The 24,884-nt window shown below is 65.7% G+C and carries 24 protein-coding genes; 7 read left to right on the top strand and 17 right to left on the bottom strand.

Annotation, left to right across the window (positions count from 1 at the left end; genetic code table 11):
* Positions 1-3 precede the first annotated feature (3 nt).
* On the bottom strand, positions 4-444 hold the full coding sequence (locus RJ527_03440) for a heme-binding protein (protein WND76804.1): 441 nt from the start codon (positions 442-444) through the stop codon (positions 4-6).
* Positions 445-520: 76 nt separating this feature from the next.
* Here RJ527_03440 and RJ527_03435 point away from each other — a divergent pair, with 76 nt between their 5' ends.
* Genes RJ527_03435 through RJ527_03425 form a run of 3 tightly spaced genes read left to right on the top strand, consistent with a single transcriptional unit; the run spans position 521 to position 3,672 of the window.
* A complete protein-coding gene (locus RJ527_03435) occupies positions 521-1,513 on the top strand; it encodes an ABC transporter substrate-binding protein (GenBank protein ID WND76803.1) in 993 nt (330 codons plus the stop codon).
* A gap of 28 nt (positions 1,514-1,541) precedes the next feature.
* Positions 1,542-2,615, top strand: a complete 1,074-nt coding sequence (locus RJ527_03430) for an alcohol dehydrogenase catalytic domain-containing protein (protein WND76802.1) — start codon at positions 1,542-1,544, stop codon at positions 2,613-2,615.
* Positions 2,616-2,619: 4 nt separating this feature from the next.
* Entirely contained in the window at positions 2,620-3,672 is a 1,053-nt protein-coding gene (locus RJ527_03425) for an alcohol dehydrogenase catalytic domain-containing protein (GenBank protein ID WND76801.1), read from the top strand.
* 16 nt (positions 3,673-3,688) lie between these two features.
* Here the strand turns inward: RJ527_03425 and RJ527_03420 are convergent, their stop codons facing one another.
* On the bottom strand, positions 3,689-4,183 hold the full coding sequence (locus RJ527_03420; protein WND76800.1) for a hypothetical protein: 495 nt from the start codon (positions 4,181-4,183) through the stop codon (positions 3,689-3,691).
* A gap of 194 nt (positions 4,184-4,377) precedes the next feature.
* Between RJ527_03420 and RJ527_03415 the strand changes: the two genes are divergently transcribed.
* The gene (locus RJ527_03415) at positions 4,378-6,015 is read left to right on the top strand and encodes an FMN-binding glutamate synthase family protein (GenBank protein ID WND76799.1); all 1,638 of its coding nucleotides are present in this window, start codon (positions 4,378-4,380) and stop codon (positions 6,013-6,015) included.
* Here RJ527_03415 and RJ527_03410 read toward each other — a convergent pair.
* Positions 6,012-7,127, bottom strand: coding sequence for a TauD/TfdA family dioxygenase (locus RJ527_03410; protein ID WND76798.1), 1,116 nt, complete (start codon positions 7,125-7,127; stop codon positions 6,012-6,014). The genes RJ527_03415 and RJ527_03410 overlap by 4 nt on opposite strands.
* 114 nt (positions 7,128-7,241) lie before the next feature.
* Here RJ527_03410 and RJ527_03405 point away from each other — a divergent pair, with 114 nt between their 5' ends.
* On the top strand, positions 7,242-8,138 hold the full coding sequence (locus RJ527_03405; protein ID WND76797.1) for a LysR family transcriptional regulator: 897 nt from the start codon (positions 7,242-7,244) through the stop codon (positions 8,136-8,138).
* Positions 8,139-8,255: 117 nt separating this feature from the next.
* Here the strand turns inward: RJ527_03405 and RJ527_03400 are convergent, their stop codons facing one another.
* On the bottom strand, positions 8,256-9,113 hold the full coding sequence (locus RJ527_03400) for a TauD/TfdA family dioxygenase (protein WND76796.1): 858 nt from the start codon (positions 9,111-9,113) through the stop codon (positions 8,256-8,258).
* A 233-nt stretch (positions 9,114-9,346) separates the two neighbouring features.
* Between RJ527_03400 and RJ527_03395 the strand changes: the two genes are divergently transcribed.
* Complete coding sequence (locus tag RJ527_03395; protein ID WND76795.1) at positions 9,347-9,871, top strand: PAS domain-containing protein; 525 nt, start codon at positions 9,347-9,349, stop codon at positions 9,869-9,871.
* Positions 9,872-9,877: 6 nt separating this feature from the next.
* Here the strand turns inward: RJ527_03395 and RJ527_03390 are convergent, their stop codons facing one another.
* The 12 genes from RJ527_03390 to RJ527_03335 all read right to left on the bottom strand — a co-directional run bounded on the left by RJ527_03390 (position 9,878) and on the right by RJ527_03335 (position 23,521).
* Entirely contained in the window at positions 9,878-10,735 is an 858-nt protein-coding gene (locus RJ527_03390; protein ID WND76794.1) for an alpha/beta hydrolase, read from the bottom strand.
* A 44-nt stretch (positions 10,736-10,779) separates the two neighbouring features.
* A complete protein-coding gene (locus RJ527_03385) occupies positions 10,780-11,709 on the bottom strand; it encodes a spore coat protein U domain-containing protein (protein WND76793.1) in 930 nt (309 codons plus the stop codon).
* Positions 11,710-11,725: 16 nt separating this feature from the next.
* The gene (locus RJ527_03380) at positions 11,726-14,149 is read right to left on the bottom strand and encodes a fimbria/pilus outer membrane usher protein (protein WND76792.1); all 2,424 of its coding nucleotides are present in this window, start codon (positions 14,147-14,149) and stop codon (positions 11,726-11,728) included.
* Between the two features lie 118 nt (positions 14,150-14,267).
* The gene (locus RJ527_03375; protein WND76791.1) at positions 14,268-15,071 is read right to left on the bottom strand and encodes a fimbria/pilus periplasmic chaperone; all 804 of its coding nucleotides are present in this window, start codon (positions 15,069-15,071) and stop codon (positions 14,268-14,270) included.
* Positions 15,072-15,081: 10 nt separating this feature from the next.
* Positions 15,082-15,609: a hypothetical protein gene (locus RJ527_03370; protein WND76790.1), complete on the bottom strand. Its 528-nt coding sequence runs from the start codon at positions 15,607-15,609 to the stop codon at positions 15,082-15,084.
* Between the two features lie 307 nt (positions 15,610-15,916).
* Positions 15,917-16,435: a hypothetical protein gene (locus RJ527_03365; protein WND76789.1), complete on the bottom strand. Its 519-nt coding sequence runs from the start codon at positions 16,433-16,435 to the stop codon at positions 15,917-15,919.
* Between the two features lie 219 nt (positions 16,436-16,654).
* A complete protein-coding gene (locus RJ527_03360; protein WND76788.1) occupies positions 16,655-17,086 on the bottom strand; it encodes a hypothetical protein in 432 nt (143 codons plus the stop codon).
* Positions 17,087-17,199: 113 nt separating this feature from the next.
* Positions 17,200-18,054 carry a D-amino-acid transaminase gene (locus RJ527_03355; GenBank protein WND76787.1) on the bottom strand — a complete coding sequence of 285 codons (855 nt, stop codon included), beginning with the start codon at positions 18,052-18,054 and terminating at the stop codon, positions 17,200-17,202.
* 67 nt (positions 18,055-18,121) lie between these two features.
* Positions 18,122-18,709 carry a hypothetical protein gene (locus RJ527_03350; GenBank protein WND76786.1) on the bottom strand — a complete coding sequence of 196 codons (588 nt, stop codon included), beginning with the start codon at positions 18,707-18,709 and terminating at the stop codon, positions 18,122-18,124.
* Positions 18,710-18,735: 26 nt separating this feature from the next.
* The gene (locus RJ527_03345) at positions 18,736-19,425 is read right to left on the bottom strand and encodes a 2-hydroxychromene-2-carboxylate isomerase (protein ID WND76785.1); all 690 of its coding nucleotides are present in this window, start codon (positions 19,423-19,425) and stop codon (positions 18,736-18,738) included.
* A 7-nt stretch (positions 19,426-19,432) separates the two neighbouring features.
* Entirely contained in the window at positions 19,433-21,154 is a 1,722-nt protein-coding gene (locus RJ527_03340) for a glutamine--tRNA ligase/YqeY domain fusion protein (GenBank protein WND76784.1), read from the bottom strand.
* Positions 21,155-21,241: 87 nt separating this feature from the next.
* Positions 21,242-23,521 carry a PAS-domain containing protein gene (locus tag RJ527_03335; GenBank protein WND76783.1) on the bottom strand — a complete coding sequence of 760 codons (2,280 nt, stop codon included), beginning with the start codon at positions 23,519-23,521 and terminating at the stop codon, positions 21,242-21,244.
* A gap of 141 nt (positions 23,522-23,662) precedes the next feature.
* Here RJ527_03335 and RJ527_03330 point away from each other — a divergent pair, with 141 nt between their 5' ends.
* The gene (locus tag RJ527_03330) at positions 23,663-24,058 is read left to right on the top strand and encodes a YbaN family protein (protein WND76782.1); all 396 of its coding nucleotides are present in this window, start codon (positions 23,663-23,665) and stop codon (positions 24,056-24,058) included.
* Here RJ527_03330 and RJ527_03325 read toward each other — a convergent pair.
* Complete coding sequence (locus RJ527_03325) at positions 24,055-24,837, bottom strand: ATP-binding cassette domain-containing protein (protein ID WND76781.1); 783 nt, start codon at positions 24,835-24,837, stop codon at positions 24,055-24,057. The genes RJ527_03330 and RJ527_03325 overlap by 4 nt on opposite strands.
* Positions 24,838-24,884: the final 47 nt, after the last annotated feature.

Here is a 24,884-nt window from a genome sequence, read left to right as displayed (position 1 = left end):
GGCTTAGTGCGCCTTGGCCTCGCCCGGGTCCGCGCGCAGTCCCTGGCCTTCGATCCCCGCCACGGCGCATTCCTCGTCGCGCTCGCCGGTGTCGCCGGAGATGCCGCAGGCGCCGATGATGCGCCCCGTGTCGGGATCGCGGATCAGCACGCCGCCGGGGGCGGGGACCATGCCGTTGGGCGCCGTCGAGATCACGCCAGCCATGAACTTGGGGTTCTTTTCCCGCAGTTCCCGCCCGCCGACGCCGAAGCCGAGCGCGCCATAGGCTTTTCCGACCGCGATCTCGACCCTGAGGATGCCACTGTCGTCCTGTCGCTTGAGCGCGACGATATGTCCGCCCGCGTCGAGCACGGCCACGGTGAGCGGCGCGCAGGCGATGTCGCGCCCCTTCGCGAGCGCCCCGTCGACGATGGCGACGGCCAGGTCCAGGGTCATTTGCGGCATGTCTCGGTTCTCCTCCCGTTGGCGGGCGCACGGCCCGTATTGGCGGCGATGATAAACGCCTCTATTCTCGACCGCCATGACCGATACCCCCCTCGACCTCACCCTGGCCTGCTGGGACTACGACCGCGCCGCCGCCGTGCTGGACGGCCGGGTCGCCGTTGCCGGCTGCCGCCTCGACGCCCAGGTCCATCCGACTTCGGCCCTGTTTCCCCTCGCCGTGGGGGAAGCCCGGTTCGATGTGACGGAAATGTCCATGTCGTCCTACATCCTTCAGGTCGCCAAGGGCGAAGGCGCCTATGTCGCCATCCCCGTGTTCCTGTCCCGCGCGTTCCGCCACAACGGTTTCGTCGTGCGCGCCGACGCGGGCATCGAAACGCCGAAGGATCTGGAGGGCAAGCGCGTTGGCGTGCCCGAATATCAGATGACGGCGGCGCTGTGGATGCGGGGTATCCTGGCCGACGAATACGGCGTCGATACGGACAGCTTCCAATGGCGCACGGGCGCGCTGGAGGAAGGCACGCGCAAGGACCGCCTGACCCTCGACCTGCCGCCGCACATGTCGGTGACGCCGATCGAGGCGGGGGAGACCTTGCAGGACCTGCTGCTGGCGGGGGAATTGGACGCCGTGTTCGCGCCCAAGCCGCTGAACGCCCTGGTCGCGGGCGATCCCCGCGTCCGGCGCCTGTTCCCCGATTTCGCCGATGTCGAGCGCGCCTATCACGCCAAGACCGGATTCTTTCCCATCATGCATGCCATCGGGGTGCGCAAGACCCTTGCCGATGCCAATCCCTGGCTGCCTCGGGCCCTGTTCGACGCCTTCACCCAGGCCCGAGACCTCGCGATGGCCAAGCTGGAAGGCATATGGCGGGGGTCCGCCAACCGCCTGACCCTGCCGTTCTTCCATGCCGACATGGAGGAAACCCGCGCCCTCATGGGCCCCGATTTCTGGTCCTACGGGTTCCGCGCCAACCGGGCGGAACTGGACGCCATGTGCCGCTGGTCCCAGGTTCAGCACCTGGCCCCCCGCCGCGTCGAACCCGAAGAACTTTTCCATCCGTCACTGCTATGATAATCGGCTGACGGAAATCGAGGAGCCCATGTCCCAGCCCGCCAACAATGTCATTGCCTGCCGCGGCGGCGACCGCACCCAGTTGGAGCCGCGCGCGGTGCCCACCGTGGGGCCGGGCGAAATGCTGCTCAAACTGCGCGTCGTCGGCTTCTGCGGCACGGATTTGTTCAAGCTGGACACGGGGGCGGCGCAGCCGGGCACGGTGCTGGGCCATGAACTGGTGGGCGAGGTGATGGCGCTCGGCGACGGCGTGACGGATTTCAAGCCCGGCGACCGCATTGCCGTGCCGCATCATGTGCCCTGCGGCACCTGCCTGATGTGCCGGCGCGGCAACGAGACCATGTGCGACACCTTCCGCGAAAACCTGATGGCCCCCGGCGGCTTTTCCGACACGGTGCTGATCAAGGCCCGGGCCACGGCCCAGGCGGCGCATCGCGTGCCCGACGGCGTGTCGGACGCGGCCGCCGTGTTCATGGAACCGGCCGCCTGCGTGCTGCGCGGGGTGGAGCGGGCGGAGATCGCCGCCGACGGCGCCGCCGTGATCCAGGGCGCGGGCAGCATGGGTCTGCTGCATCTGTTGGTGCTCAAGGCGGCCCTGCCCGGCGTGCGCGTCGCCGTCGTCGATCCCCAGGACGACCGCCGCGACCTGGCGGTGAAACTGGGCGCGGACGCCGCCGCCGCCCCGGGCGACGCGGCCAAGGCCGCCGTGGGCGACCTGACCAATGGTGCGGGCGCCGACGCCGTGTTCGACACGGTCGGGGGTGCGGGGCCGCTCAAGGCGGCCCTCGGCCTGACCCGCCAGGGCGGCAGCGTCGTCCTGTTCGCCCATGCGCCGGCCAATGAAAAAGGGGAGGGCCAGGCCGCCGATTTCGACCTCAACGACCTGTTCAAATACGAACGGCGCATCCTCGGCACCTATTCCGGCGCCGTCGCCGAACAGGGCCGGGTGTTCGACCTGATCGCCTCGGGGGCGCTGGACCCGACGCCGCTGGTCACCCACAGGATGCCCTTGGACGATTTTCAGGCGGGCCTTGATCTGGTGCGCGCGCGCAAGGCGCTCAAGGTTCTGTTCACGCCGTCCCGCGCGGCGGAAGGAAGCTGACGCCATGACCTGCATGATGAAGGGGGCCATGCTGCTCGGCCCCGAAACCATCGAGGTCCGCGACCTGCCCGTGCCGGTCCCCGACGACGGCGAGATCATCCTGAGCATCGAGGCCGCGACCACCTGCGGCACGGATGTGAAGGTGTTCAAGCGCGGCGGCCATCCCCGCATGCTCAAGGTGCCGACCCTGTTCGGCCATGAAATGGCGGGCCGGGTGGCGGCCATGGGCAAGGGCGTCACGAAATTCCGCGAAGGCGACGCCGTGGTGGTCGCCAATTCCGCCCCCTGCGGCGACTGTGACTACTGCGCGCGCGGGCGGGAAAACCTCTGCGCCGACCTGCAATACATCAACGGCGCCTTCGCCGAATTCATCCGCATCCCCGCCCGTTTCGTCGACCGCAACACCTATAAAATTCCCAAGGGTCTGGCCTTCGCCAAGGCGGCGCTGACGGAACCGCTGGCCTGCGTGCTGCACGGCATGGACGCCTGCGAACTGGACAAATACGGCCCGGGGACGGAGGTCGTCCTGTTCGGCGCCGGGCCCATCGGGCTGTTGTTCGTGGGGGCGCTGGCACGGGCCGGGCACCGGGTCATCCTGGCCGACCCTAACCCGCCGCGCCTCGCGGTCGGCAAACAGTTGGGCGCGGCCCAAGTCGTGCGGATCGACCGCGGCGGCGGCCAGGCCGAGAAAGTGAAGGCCCTGACCGAGGGCGGTCAGGGGGCCTGGGTCGCCGTCGATGCCTCCGGCGTGCCGGAAGTCTGGGTCGACGCCATCAACTCCGTGCGCCCCGGCGGCCTGATCAATCTGTTCGGCGGCTGCGCCCCCGGCACCTCGATCCCCTTGGACACCCACGCGGTTCACTACAGCGAGCTGACCGTGAAGGGCGTCTACCACCACCGCCCCGACACGGTCCGCCGGGCGCTGGACATGCTGGCCGACCCCGCGTTCAAGGCCGACCTTATGCTCACCGCCGAAATGCCCATCGAGCAGACCGAGGCCGCGCTGCGCGCCATGATCGCCAAGGAGGCGTTGAAGGTGGTCATCCGCGGGGCATAAAAGCCGGCGGTGACGGTCAGTCGAGGCCCCAGCGACGTGCCTTGATGACAAGGCCAGCGAAGTAGCTTGCCCCGAAGATGCAGATCAAGCCCATCCCCAGCAAGGGAATGATGTGGAAGAGATGGAAGGTTTCAGCTCTGCCGGTGAACAGGAAAGTTGCGAGCACGCCTGCCGCGCGAGGGACTGCGATCACCAGGACAAACACGCCGCAGATGGCCACTGCCGTGGCAAGCAGTTCCTTACGGGAGAGAGACGCTTCCCCGCTGGAGTCTTCCTGGCCGCCGCTTACGCCTGCTGCAATGCGCCCGGCTGCGAACCACAGAAGTATAAACAGTGCGATATCAATGATTAACGCGAGGATCGTCGGTTCAGCCAAGTTCAGGCCGAGGTCGGTTTTAATCGCCTTATCAAGGTAGAGCGCCGAAAACCCAATCCTATGGATTGCTTGGTACAAGACGTACAACGCAAACAGTCGGCACCCTATAAATGCCATGTCCTTCGCGCTCGCCATCGCATCTTCTCCCCCAATTTAGATGTGCAGTGTGTTTGCTGAATTCCCGAATCGCAAGGCCCAGAATTCATGACCGGATGCCACGGCAGACCCGGTTTCCCCAACCGCGCCCCGCCGACCCCAGACACACGATCCGATGGACTGGCGCAACGCCGGTGATAGAGTGATGCCGTCGCACCGATCCGGGGAACACCATGCAACGCTTCACCACCTTCGCGCTTTTCGTGCTCGCCACGCCTGTGCTTATCGCGCTGGCGTTCTTTCATTTCTGGGTCATTCCCATCGCCATCATCGCCGCCGCGTTGACGGCATTGGGCGTGTGGGACCTGTGCCAGACGCGCCACGCGATCATGCGCAACTATCCGGTGATCGGGCACATGCGCTGGTTGTTCGAGGGCATCCGCCCGGAAATCCGCCAGTACCTGATCGAAAGCGACCAGGACGAACAGCCGTTCTCGCGCGAGCAGCGCTCCCTCGTCTATCAGCGGGCCAAGGGGGTCGAGGACAAGCGCCCGTTCGGCACGCGGGAAGACGTCTACGCCCCCGGCTTCGCCTGGCTGACCCATTCGGTCAACGCCAAGCATATCGACGACCATGACTTCCGCGTGCGGATCGGCGGGCCCGACTGCAAGCAGCCCTATGACGCCTCGCTCTACAACATCTCGGCCATGAGCTTCGGCGCGCTCAGCGCCAACGCGATCCAGGCGCTCAACACGGGGGCCAGGCTGGGCGGCTTCGCCCATGACACGGGCGAGGGCGGCATTTCGCGCTATCACCGCCAGGGCGGCGGCGACCTGATCTACGAAATCGGCTCGGGCTATTTCGGCTGCCGCGCCGACGACGGCTCGTTCAGCCCGGAACGCTTCAAGGAACAGGCGGCGTCGGAACAGATCAAGATGATCGAGGTGAAACTGTCTCAGGGGGCCAAGCCCGGCCACGGCGGCGTGCTGCCGGCGGCCAAGATCACCCCGGAAATCGCCGAGGCCCGGGGCGTGCCCATGGGCGTGGACTGCGTGTCGCCGGCCGGCCATTCGGCCTTCACCACGCCCATCGAGTTCATGGAATTCCTGGGCACCCTGCGCGACCTGTCGGGCGGCAAGCCGGTGGGGTTCAAATTATGTATCGGCCATCGGCGCGAATTCATGTGCATGGTCAAGGCCATGCTGGAAACCGGCATCGTGCCCGACTTCATCGTCGTCGACGGGACCGAGGGCGGCACCGGGGCGGCGCCGCTCGAATTCACCAACCACATCGGCACGCCGATGATCGAGGGCCTGACCTTCGTCCACAACACCCTGCGCGGCGCGGGCCTTCGCGACCGTGTGCGCATCGGGGCGGCGAGTAAGCTGGTCACGGCCTTCGACATTTCCCGCGCCCTGGCGCTGGGCGCCGACTGGTGCAATTCGGCGCGGGGCTTCATGTTCGCCATCGGCTGCATCCAGGCCCAGGCCTGCCACACCAACGCCTGCCCGACCGGCGTGGCGACGCAGGATCCGCTGCGCCAGCGCGCGCTGAACGTCGACGACAAGGCCCATCGCGTGGCCCGCTTCCACGACAACACGCTGCGCGCCGTCGCCGACATGGTGGGGGCGGCGGGGCTCGACAGTCCGGCCGAACTGCATCCCAAGCACTTCAACGTGCGCCAGAACAGCGGCGAGACCGTCGCCGGCGACGTCGCTTATCCGGAATGGCCCGTGGGCGGGCTGCTTGACGGCACCTGCGATCCCGAACAGATGGTGCGCTGGTCGAAGGCCCGGGCCGACACCTTCCGCGAAGTCGGCGGCGAGCGGCGCGGCAAGGCGCGCCGTCAGGCCGGCGCCGGCGCGGCTTAGGACGCCAGCCGTTCGGGAATGAACCGTTCCTTGGCCGGGGCGGGCATGCCCAGGTCGGCGGCCTGACGGGTTTCGAAGGCCAGGCGTTCGTCGTCGTATTCATGGCCGCGGATGCCGCCCCGCACCGTGCCCGGTTCGATGGAGCGGAAATAGCCGCCCCAGCTTTCCGGCAGGCGCAGGGAATTGGGCGTCGCCAGCCACAGGCGGTAGAGCAGGCGCTGGCGGCCCTCTTCCTCGAAATCCTCGAACGGGGTGCGCGAATGCAGCATGACGTGGTTGTTCATGATTTGCAGGTCGCCGGGCTCCAGCCACATGGTGAACATCACGTCCGGGCGGCGCAGGATGTCGTCCAACAGGTCCGTGCATTCCTTCTGCGCGTCGGTCAGTTGCGGCACGCCCGGGATGTCCTGGGCCGTGCGCACGCGGTTGCGGTTCCATTTGCCGAACATGTGGCCCTCGGCCATGTCGAACAGCGGCTGGCCGTAATAGGGGCCCTCGTCGGGGGCCTGTTCCGTGTTGCGCGAGAAATAGAACGGCTGGCAGGCGATCTCGGCCAAATCCGGGCGTTCGGCCAGCAGGATGTTCCAGGCGGTGATGCTGGACGACACCATGCTCTGGCCGCCCGACTTCGCCTTGTTGAAACAGGCGAGGGTGACCAGATCGCAGCCGTCCGTGTGGAAATCCAGCCCGGCGTTGGAATTGTAGCCGCGCCCGTTGGCGGCGCGGTAGGTATGGCCCACGGCGCGCACTTCGGAAATGTACTGCGACTTGATGCCCTGGGGCCGGGCGACGCCGAAATGCAGGCCGATGGCCCAGTTCATGAAACGGAATTCCTGTTCCGTGACCTCGTCGCGGGGCAGGCCCTTGACCAGGGCGATGCCGCGCCCCGCATGGGCCTCCATCATGGCGGCGGCGATGACGTCGCGCGCTGTGCCCAGGTCGATGTCGCCGCGCCGGTAATCGAACAGGGGCCGGTCCGCGTCGAACGCCGCCTTTACGGCCTGGACAAGCTGCCCCCGCGCCGCGTCGTCCAGGCGGAAGATCCAGGTCTTGTCCTGTTCGATTTCGGAAACGCGCCAGGCGGCGGGGCTGTCAACACGGGGGAAGGTCATCGGTCGGGCTCCTGATTCGGGCGGGGCCGTTCGCGCCCCGGTGAGAACGCGGCCAATCTATCGGCAATCTCATTGAAAGAAAAATACGATGATTATATAAACTGATAGATAATTATGATTAATCTATCACCCGCCGATCTCGACGCCTTCGTCGCCGTGGCCGAAACCGGAAGCTTCCGGCAGGCGGCGCAGACGCTGGGCGTGTCGCAGCCGACGATCTCCGCCCGCATCCGACATTTGGAGGCTGTTCTGGGCGTGCGCCTGTTCGACCGCACGACCCGGCGCGTCGCCATCACCGAGGCGGGCGAGCGTCTGCGCGGCCGGGTCGAGCGCATGGTGCTGGAAACCCGCGCCCTGCTGCGCGAATTCCGCGAGGAAGCGCATCTGGGGCGCGGCCGGGTCACGGTCGGGGCCTCGCCTTCGGCGGCGGCGGCCTTCCTGCCGCGCGTGATCGGCGATTTCCGGCGCCGCCATCCGGGGATCGAGGTGATTCTCCACGACGATTTTTTCGGCCAGGTCATGGACCGGGTCAGCCGCGGCGACGTGGACCTCGCGGTCTCGCCCTTCGTCGGCGACGAAACGCCGTTCATCGTCGAACCGCTGCTGACCGACACGGTCATGCTGGCGGTGCGCGAGGACCATCCCCTGGCCGAACGGGGTTCCGTGACCTTGGCCGAGATCGGTGCCGAACGGCTGATTTCCATGCCGCCGGAATCGGCCGCCTGGGCCTATACGCGGCGCGCCTTCGAGAATGCGGGCGTCGACTACGCGCCTGTGTTCATGACCCGCTACGCCCTGACCCTGGTCAATCTGGTCAAGGAAGGGGTCGGGGTCGGCCTGGTCGCCGGGCTGGTCGCCCGGGTGCTCGACATGCGGGGGTTGACGCTTCTGCCCGTGGCCGACGTGGACCTGACGCGGCGGATCTCCGTCATCCAGGCCCGCGACCGCGCCCTCAGCCCCGCCGCCCTGGCGTTTCGCGACCTGCTGCGTCAGTCGGCCAAGGGGCTTTAGCCCCCTCACCCTGCCCCTCTCCCCCGTGCCGGGGGCGAGGGGACTCCCGCCGAGCGACCGCGACAACCTTCCCCTCTCCCCCTTGGGGGAGAGGTCGGGTGAGGGGGTGTCGCAGGCCTAAACCGGCACCGGCCCCCGGATGGTGGTGCGCCATAACAGGCGGCGCTGCGGCTGGTCGTAATCCAGGATCGCCTTGTGCTGTACCGTGCAGTTGTCCCACACCACCAATTGGTCGACCTGCCATTGATGGCGGTAGACGAATTCCGGCCGCACCACGTGTTCGGATAGCGCGTTGATCAGGTTGCGCGCCTCGTGATCGTCCATGCCGACGATGCCGGTGCAGTCGTCGTGGTTGACGTAAAGGCTTTCCCGGCCCGTGCGCGGATGGCGGCGCACGATGGGATGGTCCACGGGCGGGTATTGGGCGATGGCTTCGGCGCTGGGTTTTACCGGGCGCTTGCGGCCCGTGAAATCGAAGATGGCCCGCTTGCCCCGCAGGAAGGCCTGCATTTCATCCGGCAACGCGTCGAAGGCGGCGGCGGCGTTGGCGAAACCCGTGTCGCCCAGGGTCAGGCCGTGCAGCACCGGCACCTCGCGGGCATAGAGCATGGTCGCCAATGCCGGGTTCCGGGCATAGCACATGTCCGAATGCCATTCCTCGCCGGCCCGGGCGGAGCCGACGGGCTTGCCGTCCACGGTGACGTTGGAGATGACGTAAAGCTCCGGGCTGCCGCCCAGGCCGTAACGGGCGGCGTTGTGGTTGATTTCCACGGGGCCGAAGATGCGGCTGAAGGTGACCTGTTGTTCCGGCGTCAGGTGCTGGTCGGGGAAGACCAGGACGCCGTGGATGCCGAGCGCCTCGGTGATCGCCGCCGCCGTTTCCGCGTCCGGCGGCTGCGACAGATCGACGCCGGTGACTTGGGCCCCCACGGCGGCGTCCAGGGGCTGCACGGACAGTTGTGCGCGATCGAGCATGGCGGGGGCCTCCCAAGACCGATGTGGGCGCGGTTTTCCGCGTTTCTGCACGGAATGATAGGGCGCTTGCGCCGCCGCCGCCATTGACGAAACCTCATGGCGGGGTGGAGCTTTTCTAAGTGCCCGGAAGATTTCGGTATGGACTTTGGACCTATTGCCGGGACAAGTGAAACAACGTTAACTGGACGCAGATTTTTTCGTCGACCTTTCAATTAGCCGTTTCGAAACCCTGCATGTCCGGTCTGTTCCCCGACCCAGATCCCCGTCGGTACGACGTTGTCCCCGAGACGACGGCCCCCAACCTGATGCCCATGGCCGGCCGGACGTCCCGCGCGCTCCATGCCTATTGGCGTGGACTGGCCGAAGGCGCGGGAATGCCCCGCGCAGACGATTTTTCGCCCATGGACATCTACAGACTGGCGCCCAGCCTGCTGCTGCTCGACGTGATGCGCGATGCCAGCGGGCGGCTCCGCCACAGGTACCGCTATGTCGGCACCCGGATCGTCGAATACCGGCGCCTGCGCGGCCTCGGCGACCACACGGGCACGTTCGCCGACGCGGCGCCCCGCTATTATTCCGGCGACCAGCTTATCGAATCCTACGTGATGTGCACGGAACAGGCCGTGCCCATGCTGACCATGGGGATCTGGCAGGGATCGGGCGTTTCCGGGCGCTTTGAGCGTCTGGTCCTGCCGCTGTTCGACGACGGCGCCGTCAGCCGTCTGGCGGCCTGCGTCGATCGGTTCGGGGACGAATAGCCCGCATCAGCGGGCGGAGCATTTCTGGAAGAACCCGATGATACGGGCGTTGGCCAGATCGGGGCTTTCCCAGGCGACGAAATGCCCGGCCCCGGGGGCCTGTTCCAATCGGATTTCCGTGAACACGCCGGTCAGGGTGTCCTGCCATTCGGCGCGCAGGATGGGGTCGGCCGACCCCCACAAGGAATAGGCGGGGGTCTCGATCATCGACGCGTCCTCGCCGCCGGCCTCCATGGCCTTCAGCCGCCGGTCGTTGGCGCAGGCGTACCAGCGGAACCCGCCGGCCAGGTTGCCGGGCTTGAGGAAATTATCGACCCACTCCTCCAGCGCCGCCCCGTCGAAGGCATCGGGCGATCCCGCCCAATGGCGCAGAAAATGCCGGAAATAGGCGCGGCAACTGTCGCGCGACGCCCCCACCAGCTCAAGCGCCAGCGGCAGCTGATGGAACGACTGATACCAGATTTCCCGCAGTTGCCCGCCCTGGGTCCAGCGCGGGCCGATGCCGAAATGGGGGCAGTCGAAAAAGAACAGGCCCGCCAGACGGTCCGGATGCCTGCGCGCATAGTCCTGAGCCAGGAAGCCGCCGATGTCGTGGCTGACGATGCCGAAGCGCTCCAGCCCCAGGCCGTCGGCCAGGGCCTCGATGTCGGAAACGTAATGGGCGACGTCCCGCGCCTCATCCCCGCGGCTGTCGCCGAAATTGCGCAGGTCCGGGGCGATGACGTCAAATTGTTCGGCGAGAACCGGCAGGACCTTGCGCCACACCCCCGACCATTCCGGCCAGCCGTGCAGGAGCACGAGCGGCGGGCCGCTGCCCTGGCGCAGGTAGTGAAGGCGCAGATCGGGAAGGTCGAGGAAATTCATGGCTATACGTCTGCTTTACCAGTCAGAGGGTGAGGGCCCGCCGGTCAGCGCGAGCGCACGGTGATGGCGATGTTGTCCTGGTAGGTGCCGGGCGCCGCGCCCGCAAGGTTGCCGATGGTGGCGGTAAGGGTATAGCGGTCGCCGTCCATGGTGGTGGGCGACCCGCCCAGTGCCACGGTGACGTGCCCGGAGGTCAGGTCCACCGCGGCGCCGTTGAAGGCGAAGGCATACGGCACTTCGCCATGGCCGCTGGTCCGCGCCATGACGCCTTTGTTGTCGGATCGGAACATCACCTCGTAATCCACGTTGCCGCGGACCAGCAGGTCGACCTCGCGCATGTCGCCCGCGTGCAGGGCGCCGAAGGCCATGGTGCGCGACTTGGCGAAGGGGTCGAACGGCGCGCCGCAGCCGACGACGCACATCTGCAGCGCGTTCTTGACCACGCCCTCGACCGAGAACGAGGACTGGTCGCGCTGGGTATAGGAAGACAGCGTGCCTTCGTACAGGCGCACGGTAATGTTGTCCCAATAGTCGCCCGCCTTCACCATCTGGCCGGGCGGCAGGACGAAGTAATAGGAATGCTCCTGCGTTTCCGCATCGGTGGTGGTGAAGGTGCCGGCCAGAACCTCGGACGACGTCGCCTCGGGAATCTGCTTCAGCACATTCGACTTCGACGGCGTATCGTACAGTTGATAATGAAGGTCCGCCGTTCCCGGCCCGCTGAGGGCACGGTCGTAGGAACCCGACTGACCCTGGGAGAAAGTCAGAAAATAGGAACAGGCGTCGCTTTTGCTGTGACGCACGCGCACGAAGACGGTCTGTCCCGTCTCTCCCGTTGCGAACACGTCGTAGCCGTTGCTGCCGCGGAAGGTGATGTTGCTCAGGTTGCGCAGATGCATGTCGCAGAATGCCTGGGCCGACAGGGGCAGCAGGCAGAGGATCAGGACGGCGGCGGCAAGGAAGCGAAGGCGCATGTGGACCTCGATGTCGTTAGCGGCCCGCGCCGCCGGGGGCGGCGGGCCGTTGCAGGTTGCCCAGATCGAACCGGCCGATGGTGTCTTCCGGCACCTCGAACGCGATCGGCAGGTCCGGCGTTGCGTAAAGGCGCAGCAGGTACTTGCCGGGGCGAAGGCCCTCGGCCGCGAAACGTCCGGACCGATTGGTGAAGGTCAGGATGGGTTCGGCCTCGGGCCGGTCGCGCGAAACGATCTCCGCCGCGGCAAGGGTGACCGGCTTGCCGTCGATGTCGGTCACGTTGCCCAGCACGAAGACGGTGGCGCCGGTGCCGACCGAAATCAGTATACCGCTCTTGTAGGCAGGCAGCAGCCGGTATCGATGCGGTCCGATCTCCAGGCCTTGCGGCACGTCGGGGGCATCGATTTCCGCCACCGCCTGGCGGTAGGCACCCAGTTCCGGCAGCACCGCATTGCCCCAGGGATCGATGCTGGCGGCGTGCGTGCCGCCTGACGGGTTGACGCCGATTTTTTGGCCCCGCAGCGTCGGGTGCGGCGCCAACAGGGCGAAGGCCTCCGATACCGGCCGGCCCAGTCCGAACCGCCCGCCGGCGTATACCAGGCCGGTTTCCAGGCGCAGATTGGAACGCCGGTCGCGCAGGGGGCCGTTGCCCTCGGTGCGCGGCGTGGTGATATCGTGGCTCAGCGTTGCCCGTCCGCGCTCGCCCGTATAGGCCAGTTCGCCCGAAAGGTCGTAAGTGTCGATGTTGCGTTCCACCGCCACGTCGGCATCGACGCCGCCGACCGCCTGGGATGAATTGCGCTCCCATTGCAGGCGGCTGGTGCGTCCGTCGCTGTCGTGGCTCAGGGTCAGTTTCTGGCGGTTGTCGAAAAGCGGAATGTTGAGCGATACGAATACCGTCGCCTCGGCATCGCCGTCGGTCTTGCGTTCGCGGTCCAGGTGCAGGTTGGCGGTGACGCCGCTGTCCCAGGACTTGGAGATGACGATGTTCTGGTTATCCGTGTTGCGCCGGCTTTCGCGCCCGATCTGGTAGGTTCCGCCGATGCCGACGCTGATGCCGTGGGGAAACTGCTGGCTGACCCGCGCGGTGAAATCCCAGGCGATATTGTTGGCCGGCGCCGTGGTGCCCAGGGGGGCGAAGTCCTCGCCCTTGAATTCCATCGACAGGCTCCATACGCGCTGCCAGGCGTGCGTCCGGGTATGGTCCTCGCGGCGAAAGCCGAGACGCGCAGCCGGGGCGCCGGCGTAGCCGTCGGCCCGCGACCAGCCCACGTCGACGTCGACGACGCCCAGGAACATCGCCCACACCGCCTCCGCCCCCGCCATCTGCTGCAGGTGATTGCCCTGAAAATTGGCGCCCAAGGTCAGGTTGTCGCTGAGACCGAGGCGGTGGAACAGGGACAGGGCGCCCAGGGCGCCGTCATAGCGCCGGAAGCCGTTTCGTGTCGCCGATGGGAAACCGAGGGAATAGGAAAACTCGTGCTCGCCCGGGGCCAACAAGGTGCTGTCGACCACGGTGGGATAGTCGATGACCTGCACCTGCCCCGCGGCGTCGGTGATGCGCAGCTTGGCGTCGTTGATGCCGGACCGCATGGGGAAATCGCGGATATCGTAAGGGCCCGGCTGCAGGCGGAGCGTACGGATCACGACGTTGTTGACCAGGACCTCGACCTTCGATTCCTGCTTCAGTAGGAAGCTGCCGCGCACGGTCGGCTGGGTTACGCGATAGGGCTGCAGGTCGAAGTTCTTGGCGAAGGTGATGCCGCCTGCGGCGACGAAGCTTTGAAATCCGGTGGTTGGGTAGGACAGATCGCCGATCCGCGTGCGCCAGGCGTTTTCCGGTTGGTCGAACACGGCGCTGATGTCGTTGCGCTGCCAGCGATAGTCGCGATCCTGATCATAGGTCGCGGCCCATTCCACGACGAAGGGGCCGGGGTTGAAGGCGCCGTCGAAATTGACGAACAGCGGCTGGCCGCCCGGCCCCGTGTCGGTGGATTGGATTTCGTGGATGTATTCCAACGTGCCGCGGGCGTTGACGAAGGCGCTGAAGCCGTCCGGCTGAATCAGGGGGTCGGCGTTCGGCGACGGCGCGCGCCGCTGCAATTCGATGAGCTGCGGGCGTAACAGGTCGAACGGCACCTGTACCGCCAGGCGCAACTGCGCCACATCGAAGGTGGCTTCCAGGCCGATCGCCCGCAGGTCGTCGATCGACAGGAAACCCTGGGCGTTGGTGCGATAGGTCAGATCGGCGATCAGGTCTTCGCGCAGGCCGCGTTCGGCGACGGCGATGAAAACCTTGGCCTCGAACCGCAGGGCCTCCCCTTTCCCCGGGATCAGCGCGCGCAATTCCCGTTGGAATCGGCCGTTGACGAACAGCGGGATAATCAGGCTTTGCGCCGCCGGTACGGTGGGAGATTCCGAGGAGGGCTGGGCCCGCACAGCCGGAACCGCGAACGCTCCTCCCCCGGCGAGGGCTAGAATGATCGCGGCAGCGCGCGCAACAGGACCCATCAATCAATCAGCAATGGCTTCTGGCGGAGACGGGGCGGACCGGGGGTTATCGTTCGACCTTGGCTTCCAGAGTGCCTTTGACTTCGCCCGCTTTCAGCCCGGCCGGCCACGGCAGCACCACGTTGCGCGTGCCGCCGGCCAGGACGTTGATGTTTTCCAGCGCCTTGGCCGCCGCGCCGGAAAGGGTGACCTTGCCCCCCGCGGAATCGGTCAGTGCCAGCTTCGCTTCGCGGACGATGCCGTGGGCGAGGCCCTTGTTGACCAGCGTCACTTGCAGGCCCGGCTTGCCGTCGGTGCCCTTGGCCGGGCGCAGGCCGGTCATGGAAACGTCGGCCTTGGCGCCCTTGGGCAGAATATAAACGGAGCCTTCGTACTTGATCAGCAGCCGGATGGAAGCGATGTCCTGGCGCGCCTTGTCCAACTCGACGGGCAGTTGTTCGGCGATGATACGGTAGGCCAGTTCGGTCTTGGGCTCCGGGTCGCCGACCCAGCGCACCTGCACGGCCTGGGACTTGCCGGGCTCCAGCGCCACCTGGGTGGGGAACACGACGAAATCCTTGTCTTCCGGAGTCAGGATTTCCTGGCCGTCCGGCCGGATTGCCCGTTTCATCATCCTGATTTCGACGGCGATACGTTCCGGCGTGGTGTTGGTGACCGTGAAGTTCTTGACCGCCTCGCGCCCGGTGGGCTGGAAGTCCTCGACGATCGGGGTCAGGCGGAAGGCGCTTGCAGGGGTCGCCGCGACCAGGGCCAGCAGCAGTACGAACGCCGCGAAACCGCGATGCGCCCCCCGCCGGCGTGACAGTGCACCGTCGTGCGCCACTGTTTCGAAAATTGGCTGAAACCGCATCATTCCGTCCTTATACCGAGGTGATGGTGAACGTGTAGGTTTCGGTATAGGTGCCCGCCGGATAGGCCTGACCGATGGTGTAACTGACGGCCACGCTTTCCGGCGTGGTGCCGGTCAGGGCGATGGCGCCGGTCTTGTACTGCTTCGGGTTGGTGTCAAAGGTGATGGTGCTGCCGGCGATCTTCAGCGTCAGGTCGATGGCATTGGTGCCCGACAGCAGGCAGGACGTGTTCGGCGTCGTGCAGGACGCCAGGTTGGCCGACTGCACGCTGACCGTATAGGCGACGTTGGCGGTTTCCGACACGGTCGCCACGGACTCATCGGTCACGCTTTGCAGCGTCGTAATGTCCAGGTTGTTGTAGTTGCCCGTGGGCGTGACGGTGATCGACACATTTTCGGCGATCGTGCCGGTTAAGGTAAGGGTGCCGCTGTCAGTGGCGGCATAAACGTTCAAGCCGACATAACTCACCCCTGCGGCAACGACCAGCGCGCCAAGGGCGGCACGGGCCGGGAGGCCCCTTTTGCTTAATTTCAGCATTCCTCACTCCTTCTTAAAGGTTCCGCCGGTTGCTTTGTCCGCGGAGGAAGCTCAACCCTTCACCCCAAACATAACAGCCGGAAACGCCACTTTGGAAATAGTAAACTGCGTTCGGCGGTTTTTCACATTGATCCCGGTCAATTCGGGCGCGGGGAACGGGTTCATCAGGCAAGGCGCGAATCCGGTGGCTGCGGACAAGACCCCGTCGATTCTCAGAACGGGATGATGAACCGCACGCGGGGCCGAACTCAGGCCTCGCGGGCCGTGGGAATGGGCCTGCGCCCGCCTACCTTGCCGGCAGAGCTTTCTAAGTCGCGCTGATGGTGAAGGTATAGGTTTCCGTGTAGGTGCCCGCCGGCAGCTGAGAGCCGATCGTATAGCTGACGGTTACGTTCTCCGCCGTCGTCCAGTTGAGCGAGGCCGCGGCGGCGGTCTTGTACGTTATCGTCGCGCCGGTGAAGGTGACGGTGGTGCCGTCAATCTTCAGCGTCAGAGGAACGATGGTGGCGCCGGACAGCAGACAGGACGTGGCCGCGCCACAACTGGCATAGTTGGTCGACTGGATGCTGACGTCGTAGGACACGTTGGCCCGTTCCCGGACAGTCGCCACGAGAACGTCGGTTTGCGAAGACCCAAGGCCCAGGCTGTTGTAGCTGCCCGCAGGCGTCACTTCGATATCCAACGCCGTGCCGACCGTCCCCATCAGGGTGATATTACCGGTCGTCGCCGCATCGACGTTGTCGCCGACGTAACCCACCCCGGTGGCAACGACCAACGCGGCAAGGGCGGCACGGGCCGAAAAGGCTTTCCTGCGTGATTTGAACATTTTTCGTTCCTTATCCATGGCTCCATCGGCTGTCTTGTTTGCGGAAAGGTCACACCCTTACCACCACATGTAACTGCCGGAATCAACAACTTGGAAACAGTAAACAGCGCGGCGCGGATGTTTGCATTGATCCCGGTCAATTCAGGGGCAGCGGGCGGGGGACTGCGCCGGGGGCGCGACAGCCGTGTCCGACGGTTGTGGAGACAGCCGATTTGATTCTCAGGGGATGCTGACGACCAGGACGTAAGGCCGGGTATCGGCCGCCGACGGCGCGCCGCGCAACGCCAGGGCGCGGGTCCGTCGCGTCGTCCGGCCATCCTGGCCGAGACCCTGAGCCTCCAGCAGGCCGCGGCCGCGGTCAAAGGCGACAGGCCGGCCATCGAAAACCGCACGCACGCCGCCGCCTTCCAGATACATGCGGTAGGGGCTTGCGAAATTGGTTTCCTCACTGATGCGCAGGGTCCGCATCGGGCCGGCGAATTGCCCGTCGACGCCGTCCGGCGCCAGGGCGACGGTCACGGATTTGTGGATCACCCCGCGCAGCTTGAGAACCGCCCGGTCCTCCGCCGCATGGGCCGTTGCGCCGCAGACGATCATCATCCCGGCCATCGCCATCGCACGTGGCGCCGCGCCGCGCGAAACGAACGGCATGGCAGGTAATCGGGAGGGCTTCCGCATCGCTACCTCAATTTTACAGTGAACCACAGTATAATTGAGCTTCCGCATCCTGCCAACCCGTCGCGAACGGGAGGCACCGGGAACGCCTAGACCGCCGCCGCCTTGGCTTCCGCGATGTACAGCTCGCGCAGTTTCTGGGTCACCGGGCCGGGCACGCCGTTGCCCAGGATGTGGTCGTCGATCTTGATCACCGGCATGACGAAGGCCGAGGCGCTGGTCGAAAAGGCTTCCCGCGCCTCATAGGCTTCTTCCGGGGTGAACGGGCGCTCGATCAGGGTCAGGCCCGCCGCCGCGGCGCATTTCAGCACCGCCTTGCGGGTGATGCCGTGCAGGATGTCGTTCGACAGCTGGCGGGTGATGATCTGGCCGTCGTCGGTGACGATGAAGGCGTTGTTGGACGTGCCCTCGGTGACGAAGCCGTCCTCGACCAGCCAGGCGTCGTCGGCGCCCATGTCCTTGGCCGTCTGCTTGGCTAGGGACGAGGCCAGCAATTGCACGGTCTTGATGTCGCGCCGGTGCCAGCGGATATCGGGCAGGGTGACGACGGACAGGCCCTTGGCCGCCGTCGGGCTGTTCAGGATGTTCTTTTCCTGGGTGAACATGACCAGCGACGGCGTGGCCTCCTTGGGGAAGTTGAAGTCCCGGTCGGCGGCACCGCGCGTGATCTGCATGTAGACCACGCCTTCGGCCAGATTGTTGCGCGCAATCAGTTCCTTCTGAATGGTCTGCAGCTCGTCATCCGAACAGGGCCGCGCCATCTTCAGTTCCGCCAAGGAGCGGGCGAGCCGCGCCATGTGCCCGGCATTGTCGATCAGCTTGCCGTCCAGAACCGACGATACCTCGTAGATGCCGTCGGCGAACAGAAAGCCGCGGTCGAAGATCGAGACCTTGGCCTCTTCCTCGGGAACGTAGTCGCCGTTGACGTAGACGGTGCGGGACATGATTGGCCTCCGGGCTCGAATTGCGATGGACCCGGTTATACCACCGGGCCCGTCGGGTCAGATAGGGTCAGACGGCGCCAAACGGGCGATCCACCCCTTCGGGGAAGGGCGGGCGGAACACGTTCAGGTTGGCCGAGACCATGCAGTAGCAGCCGGCCAGCAGCACCAGTTCGACCATGCCCTGGTCGCCCAGGATGGCGTGGGCGGCGGCGTAGGTGGCGTCGGACACCTTGCGCTCGGCCAGCATCTCCCAGACGAAGCCGGCGATGGCGGCGTGCTTGGGGTCGGCGGGCGGCTTGCCCTGGCGCAGGGCCTCGATGGTCGCCTCGTCGACGCCTTCGTTCCGCGCCACCTTGGCATGGGCGTAGAACTCGTAATCGGCCTGCCAGTGCTGGCCCACGGCGCAAATGGCGATTTCGCGCAAGTCGCCGGGGAGGATGGAGTCAAAGCGCAGCAGCCCGGCCAGGGTCTGCGCCGCGTCGCCGATCTTGGGTGAGTAGAGATAGGCGTTGAACGGGCCGATCAGGCCGCCGTCCCGGTCCATGAAATCCATGGCGTTGCGGCCCTTGGACCGGGGGCCGGAGGTGATCTTGCCGAACAGGTCTAGCTGTTCCGGTTTCATGGAGTCCTTGGTGACGGCGGGCAGGCGGCGCATGACGGATGTTCCTTGTGGTTGGTTGTCTAGGCTTGTTCGGTTTTTTCCTCGGGCCGGCGGCGGCGGGCGCCGACCCGGCAATCGTCGGCGGCCTGCATGGCGGGCTGGGCGAACATGTCCGGGTGGTCGAGCCAGTCGAGCATCCAGTCGCCGGCGTCGAAGCCCCAGAACAGGCGCCAGCCGCCCTCGGCGGTGGCGTCCTCGACGGCGAAGGTCGGCACCCCGTACACGCCCTTGGCCACGGCGGCGTCGGTGTTCTGCTTGAGCGCCTGCTTGGCGGCCTGATCGTCCAGTTCCCCGCCGGGGGCGGGACCGAGAGACGCCTTCAGGTCCGCGAACACGTCGGGGTCGGCGACGTCCAGGCCGCGGCCCCAGATGGCGTCGAAGATCTTGTCCACGTCGGGCGCGGCGGCCCCCCGCGCCAGGGTCAGGCGCAAGGTCGCCAGGGGATTGTAGGGATGGGTCGGCGGCGTGCGGAACGGCAGGCCCATGCGGTGCGCCTGCCAGGTGCAGAATTTGTAGGTCGCGATGCGTTTCTGGGGAATTTCCGCCGGCCCCAATTGGCCCCAGGCGTTGAGAAGTCCCGCGAACAGCACCGGCTCCAACCGGATGTCCAGGCGGTCGCGGAAGCGGTCCATCTGATGGAACTGCAAATAGGCATAGGGTGAGATGTAGTCGAAATACCAATGGGCCTTCGGCTTCGCGGGCGTGTTCATCGGCGGTCTATCCCTGTTTCTGGACCTTGGCCCAGGTGTCGCGCAGCGTCATGGTGCGGTTGAACACGGGCGCCTCCGTCGTGCCGTCCCGGTCGGCGCAGAAATAGCCCAGGCGTTCGAACTGCAACGTCTTGCCGACCGGCCAGCCGGCCAATGACGGCTCCAGCATGGCGTCCCGGATCACTTCCAGGGAGGCGGGATTGAGGTCGTCCAGATAGTCGCGGCCGCCGGAACCGGGGGCTTCTTCCCGGAACAGATGGTCGTAGAGCCGGACCTGGGCCTTCACCGCATGGGTGGCCGACACCCAATGCAGCGTGCCCTTGACCTTGCGCCCGTCCGGCGCGTCGCCGCCCCGGGTTTCGGGGTCGTAGGTCGCGCGGATTTCGATCACGTTGCCCTGGGCGTCCTTGACGACGTCCGTGCAGGTGATGAAATAGGCGTAGCGCAGGCGCACCTCGCGGCCGGGACCCAGGCGGAAGAACTTCTTGGGCGGGTCCTCCATGAAGTCTTCCTGCTCGATATAGATCTCGCGGCTGAACGGTACGGTGTGGCCGCCGCCGTCCGGGTCTTCCGGGTTGTTGATTGCGTCCAGGTTGTCGACCTCGCCCTCGGGGAAGTTCTCGATCACCACCTTGAGAGGCCGCAGGACGGCCATGCGACGTTCGGCCGTCTTGTTCAGATGCTCGCGCACGCAATGTTCCAGCAGCGAGAATTCGACCTGGCTGTCCTGCTTGGTGATGCCCAGGCGGGACACGAAATCGCGGATGGTTTCCGGCGGAATGCCGCGCCGGCGCAGGCCGGTGAGGGTCGGCATGCGCGGATCGTCCCACCCCGATACGTGGCCGTCCGCGACCAGTTGCGTCAGGCGCCGCTTGGACAGCACGGTGTAACCCAGGTTCAGGCGCGCGAATTCATACTGACGCGGGCGCGACGGCACCGGCAGGTGTTCGATCAGCCAGTCATAGAGCGGGCGATGGTCCTCGAACTCCAGCGTGCAGAGCGAATGGGTCACCTGTTCCAGGGCGTCCGACTGGCCGTGGGCGTAGTCGTAGGTCGGGTAGATGCACCAGGTGTCGCCCGTGCGCGGATGCGGTTTTTTGACGATGCGGTAGATCACCGGATCGCGCATGTTCATGTTGCCGTGGCCCATGTCGATCTTGGCGCGCAGCACCTTGGCGCCGTCGGCGAATTCACCCGCCCGCATGCGGCGGAACTGGTCCAGGCTTTCATCCGTGGGCCGGTCGCGCCAGGGGCTCGGCTTGCCCGGCTGGGTCAGGGTGCCGCGGTATTCGCGGATGTCGTCGGCGGACAGTTCGTCCACGTAAGCCAGGCCGTTTTCGATCAGATGCTCTGCCCATTGATAGAGCTGTTCAAAATAGTCCGAGGCATGGAACAGGTTGTCGCCCCAATCGAAGCCCAGCCAGCGCACGTCGGCCATGATGGCGTCGATGAATTCCTGTTCTTCCTTGGCCGGGTTGGTGTCGTCGAAGCGCAGATTGCACACGCCGCCGAATTCCTGGGCGACGCCGAAATTCAGGCAGATCGACTTGGCATGGCCGATGTGCAGATAACCGTTGGGTTCCGGCGGAAACCGCGTCACCACGCCCTTGGCCCGCCCCGCCGCTAGGTCGTCCCGGATGATGTCACGGATGAAGTCGCGGGGGCCGTCCGCGTCCGGTTCGGCGGAAGGTGCGCCGTCAACGGCCGCGGGGGGCGTGGGGTCGGTCATGGGTGGAAATGCTCCGGTTCAGAAAAATGGGCAGCCCCGTGTTCTGCCAAAAAAACGCCGCCGCGCCAAGGAGTATGAGTCCGTGGCCTAAGCCCGGTCCGGGATGAAAAAGGAAACCTCGGTGCCTTTGCCGACCTCGCTCTCGATGGTCAACTCGCCCCCGTGCAGTTCGACCAGGGATCGCGCGATGGCCAGGCCCAGGCCGGTGCCGTCGGCCGTGGCATAGGCGCTTGACTGTCCCCGTTCGAAGGCCTGGGTGATGTCCTTCAGGTTTTCCTTGGGGATACCCTTGCCCGTGTCGGCGACGCTGAAGGTGGTCCGGTCCTTGGCCCGGCGGGCGGTCAGGACGATCTGCCCTTCCGATGGCGTGAACTTCAGGGAATTCGACAGCAGGTTCAAGATTACCTGCTTCAGGGCCCGGCGGTCGGCCTTGAGGGCCGGCATATCCGGGTCCATGGCCACGCCGACGATCGCGCCGTTGGCGACCCGCGCGGTCGCCGCCTTGGTGCATTCGGAGAAGAAGGGGGCCAGGCGGATCGATTCGCGGCGGATCGCGCGTTGGCCGGCCTCGATGGTGGAAATGTCCAGAAGGTCGTTGACCAGGTCCAGGAGATAGGCGCCGCTATCGCGGATGTCCTTGGCATATTCGACGTATTTTGGGTGGCCGACGGGACCCAGAAGCTGCTGTTTGATGATTTCGGCGAAACCCAGGACCGCGTTCAGGGGCGTGCGCAGGTCGTGGCTGACGTTGGCGAGAAAGGCGGATTTGGCCCGATTGGCGTCCTCGGCCAGTTCCAGGGCTTCCAGGCGTTCGGCTTCCGCCTTGATGCGGGCGCCGACGTCGCGGATGACGGCGATGAATCCGATGATGTCGCCGTTCTTGGCGCGCAGTGACGAGGCCACGGTCTCGCCGGGAAAGACCTCGCCGCTTTTGTGCCTGTAGGGGATGATGCAGGGGTCCAGGATGGTGTCCCCCGCCGCGACAATGCGGGCGCAGCCGTCCCGTTGGTACACCTCGTCATTTTCGTACAGGAATTCCGCCGTGCGGCCGATGACGTCATCGGCCTCGAAACCGAATACCCGGGTGAACGCCGGATTGCACATGCGGATGCGGCGGTCTGTGTCGACCAGAACCATGGCGTCGGGGACGTCGCGGAACACGGTTTCCAGCATGGTCTTTTGTGAATGCAGTTCCTCGGCCGTGCGGATCTGGTCGGTTGCGTCGCGGAAACTGATGACGCGGCCGACGATGGCGTCGCTCAGGTATTGCGGGCGCGTATAGCGTTCGATGACCCGGCCGTCCTTCATCCTCAGGGAGGTGCGAAACTCCTTGTCCGGTTCAGCGAAGATTCGCTCCACATCGGCGAAAAACGTTTCCGGGTCCAACGCGTGGTCGGCGATCCAGTCGCGCACCTTCCAGCCGTCGCCTGTCGCGATCAGGTCTTCGGGCACGGCGAACATTTCGATGAAACGCTGATTGAATGCCTGAATTCGGCGCTCCAGATCCGACACAAGGATTCCGTCGGCGGTCGCCTCCAGGGTCGCTTGCAGCAGTGAAACGTTCGCCCTCAACGCCGTCTCGGCGGCGTTTTCGCGGGTCACGTCGCGCCCGACCCCGCGGTAGCCGAGGAAATCCCCATCCGGCCCGAACACCGGCTTGCCGCTGATCGAGATGTGGCGAATGTCGGCGCCAGGGGGGCGGATGTCATAGCGGAAGTCCTGAAACGGGCGGTGCGCCTCCAGGTCGCCCAAGTGGTCGCGCCACTTCTGGGCATCGATGTTCTCGGGCGTGATGTCGGTGCGCCGCTTGCCGATGATGGAGGCCATGTCGAACCCCAGCATGTCGCGGTTGCGGTCCGAGAAGTAGGAAAACCGCAGGTCCGCATCCATTTCCCAGAACCAGTCCGAGGCGATTTCGGCGATGTCGCGGAACCGCTGTTCGCTTTGGCGGAGCGCTTCCGCCGCGTCGTGACGGTCGGTCACGTCGGTGGTGACGGCGATCATGCCGCCGTCAGGCAGGGGCGAGCGGCGGATTTCGACGAACCGTCCGGTGCTGAGGTGGATTTCGGTGTTGAACCGCCTGCCCTTGCGGATCAGGTCCAGCATGTTTTCGGTGATCGCGTCCGGATCCCCGGGGCCGTAGTCGCCGCGTTGGGCAAGGAAGCGGAACACATCGGCCATGGGCATGCCGATCTGGATGAAGCCCTCTGGGAATTCGTAGATATCGTAAAGGATGCGGTTTCCGGCGCGGACCATCAGATCGGCGCCAATGACGATCACTCCCTGGTCCAGATGGTCCAGACCGGAGAGCAGGGCCGTGTCGGGTGCATCCGCGGGATGCGCCGGTTTTTTATCCCTTCCCGTCATCCGAATTCTTCTCCGTCCGGAATTATGTAACAGTACTACGCCAACAGTGGGAAATCACCTAAGCCATCGGTAATATAACGGTGACTTCGCGTCACCGCGAAGATGAACCGCCGCCGCTTAACGGGCGCAAAGGAAATCCGCGTGACCAGGGCTGCCAGGAACGCCGTGCTGATCGTTCTCGGCTGGGGCTTCGTCGCTCTGGGGGTGGTCGGCGTCATTCTTCCGGTGTTGCCGACGACGCCGTTCATGCTGATCGCGCTATGGTGTTTCGCGCGGTCCAGCAAACGGTTTCACGACTGGCTCTACCATCACCGCCTGTTCGGCCCGCCGCTGCGCAAGTGGGACCGCTATGGGGTCATTCCGGTATCGGCCAAGATTTTCGCCTGCACGGCGATGTCGGCAAGCCTCGTCTACATCATCTTTTTCCGCGATCTGCCGGGATACATGGTGGCCCTCACCGCCGCCGTCATGGCCTATGGCGCCTGGTTCATCCTGACCAAACCGTCGCGCGTGCCAAGGGACGGAGAGACCGGCTAGGCGACAGCCGCCGGGTCGACGATGGTCGGGATCGGGCCTTCGGCGCGGCTGTTGACGAACTGATCGACGTAGGGGTTGCCGCTGTCGCGCATGTCGGACGTCGGGCCATGCCAGATGATGCGCCCGTCATAGATCATGGCGGCGCGCTGGGCCGTGCGGCCAGCACCCCGCATGTCCGAATTGACGGAGATTACCGTCGCCCCGGTCTTGTCCATGACCTCCAGGATCAGGTCGTTGATGATGTTGGACATGATGGGGTCGAGGCCCGCCGTGGGCTCGTCCAGCAACAACACGTCAGGGTTCGCCGCCATGGCCCGCGCGATGCCCACGCGCTTCTGCATGCCGCCGGACAATTCGGATGGAAATAAATCCGCTTCGCCCGGGGCCAGACCGACCAGGCCCAGCTTGTCGATGGCGCGGTCGCGGGCCTCGGGGCGGGTCATGCCGTCCTGCTGCAACAGGCGGAAGGCGACGTTTTCCCAGACCGGCAGGCTGTCGAACAGGCCCGATTTCTGGAACAGCATGCCGAACCGGCCGTACAGCGCGCGCTTTTCGCCGGTGTCGAGGGCGGTCACGTCCGTGCCGTCGATGGTGATGCGCCCGCCGTCCGGGGCATGGACGCCGATCAGGGTTTTCAGCAACACCGTCTTGCCCGTGCCCGACGGCCCGATGACGACCAGAGACCCGCCCGCCGGCACGTCCAGATCGATGCCCCGCAGCACCTTATTGGTGCCGAAGCTTTTGCTGACGTTTTCCAGGTTGATGGCCGGACCGGCCATGGCATGTTCCTCTTCCCTATGGATGCGCGATACTATCAATCCCGAAC

It is taken from the genome of Thalassospiraceae bacterium LMO-SO8 (assembly GCA_031655335.1).
GTDB lineage: Bacteria > Pseudomonadota > Alphaproteobacteria > Rhodospirillales > Casp-alpha2 > UBA1479.
This window is presented reverse-complemented; position numbering and strand designations above follow the sequence as displayed.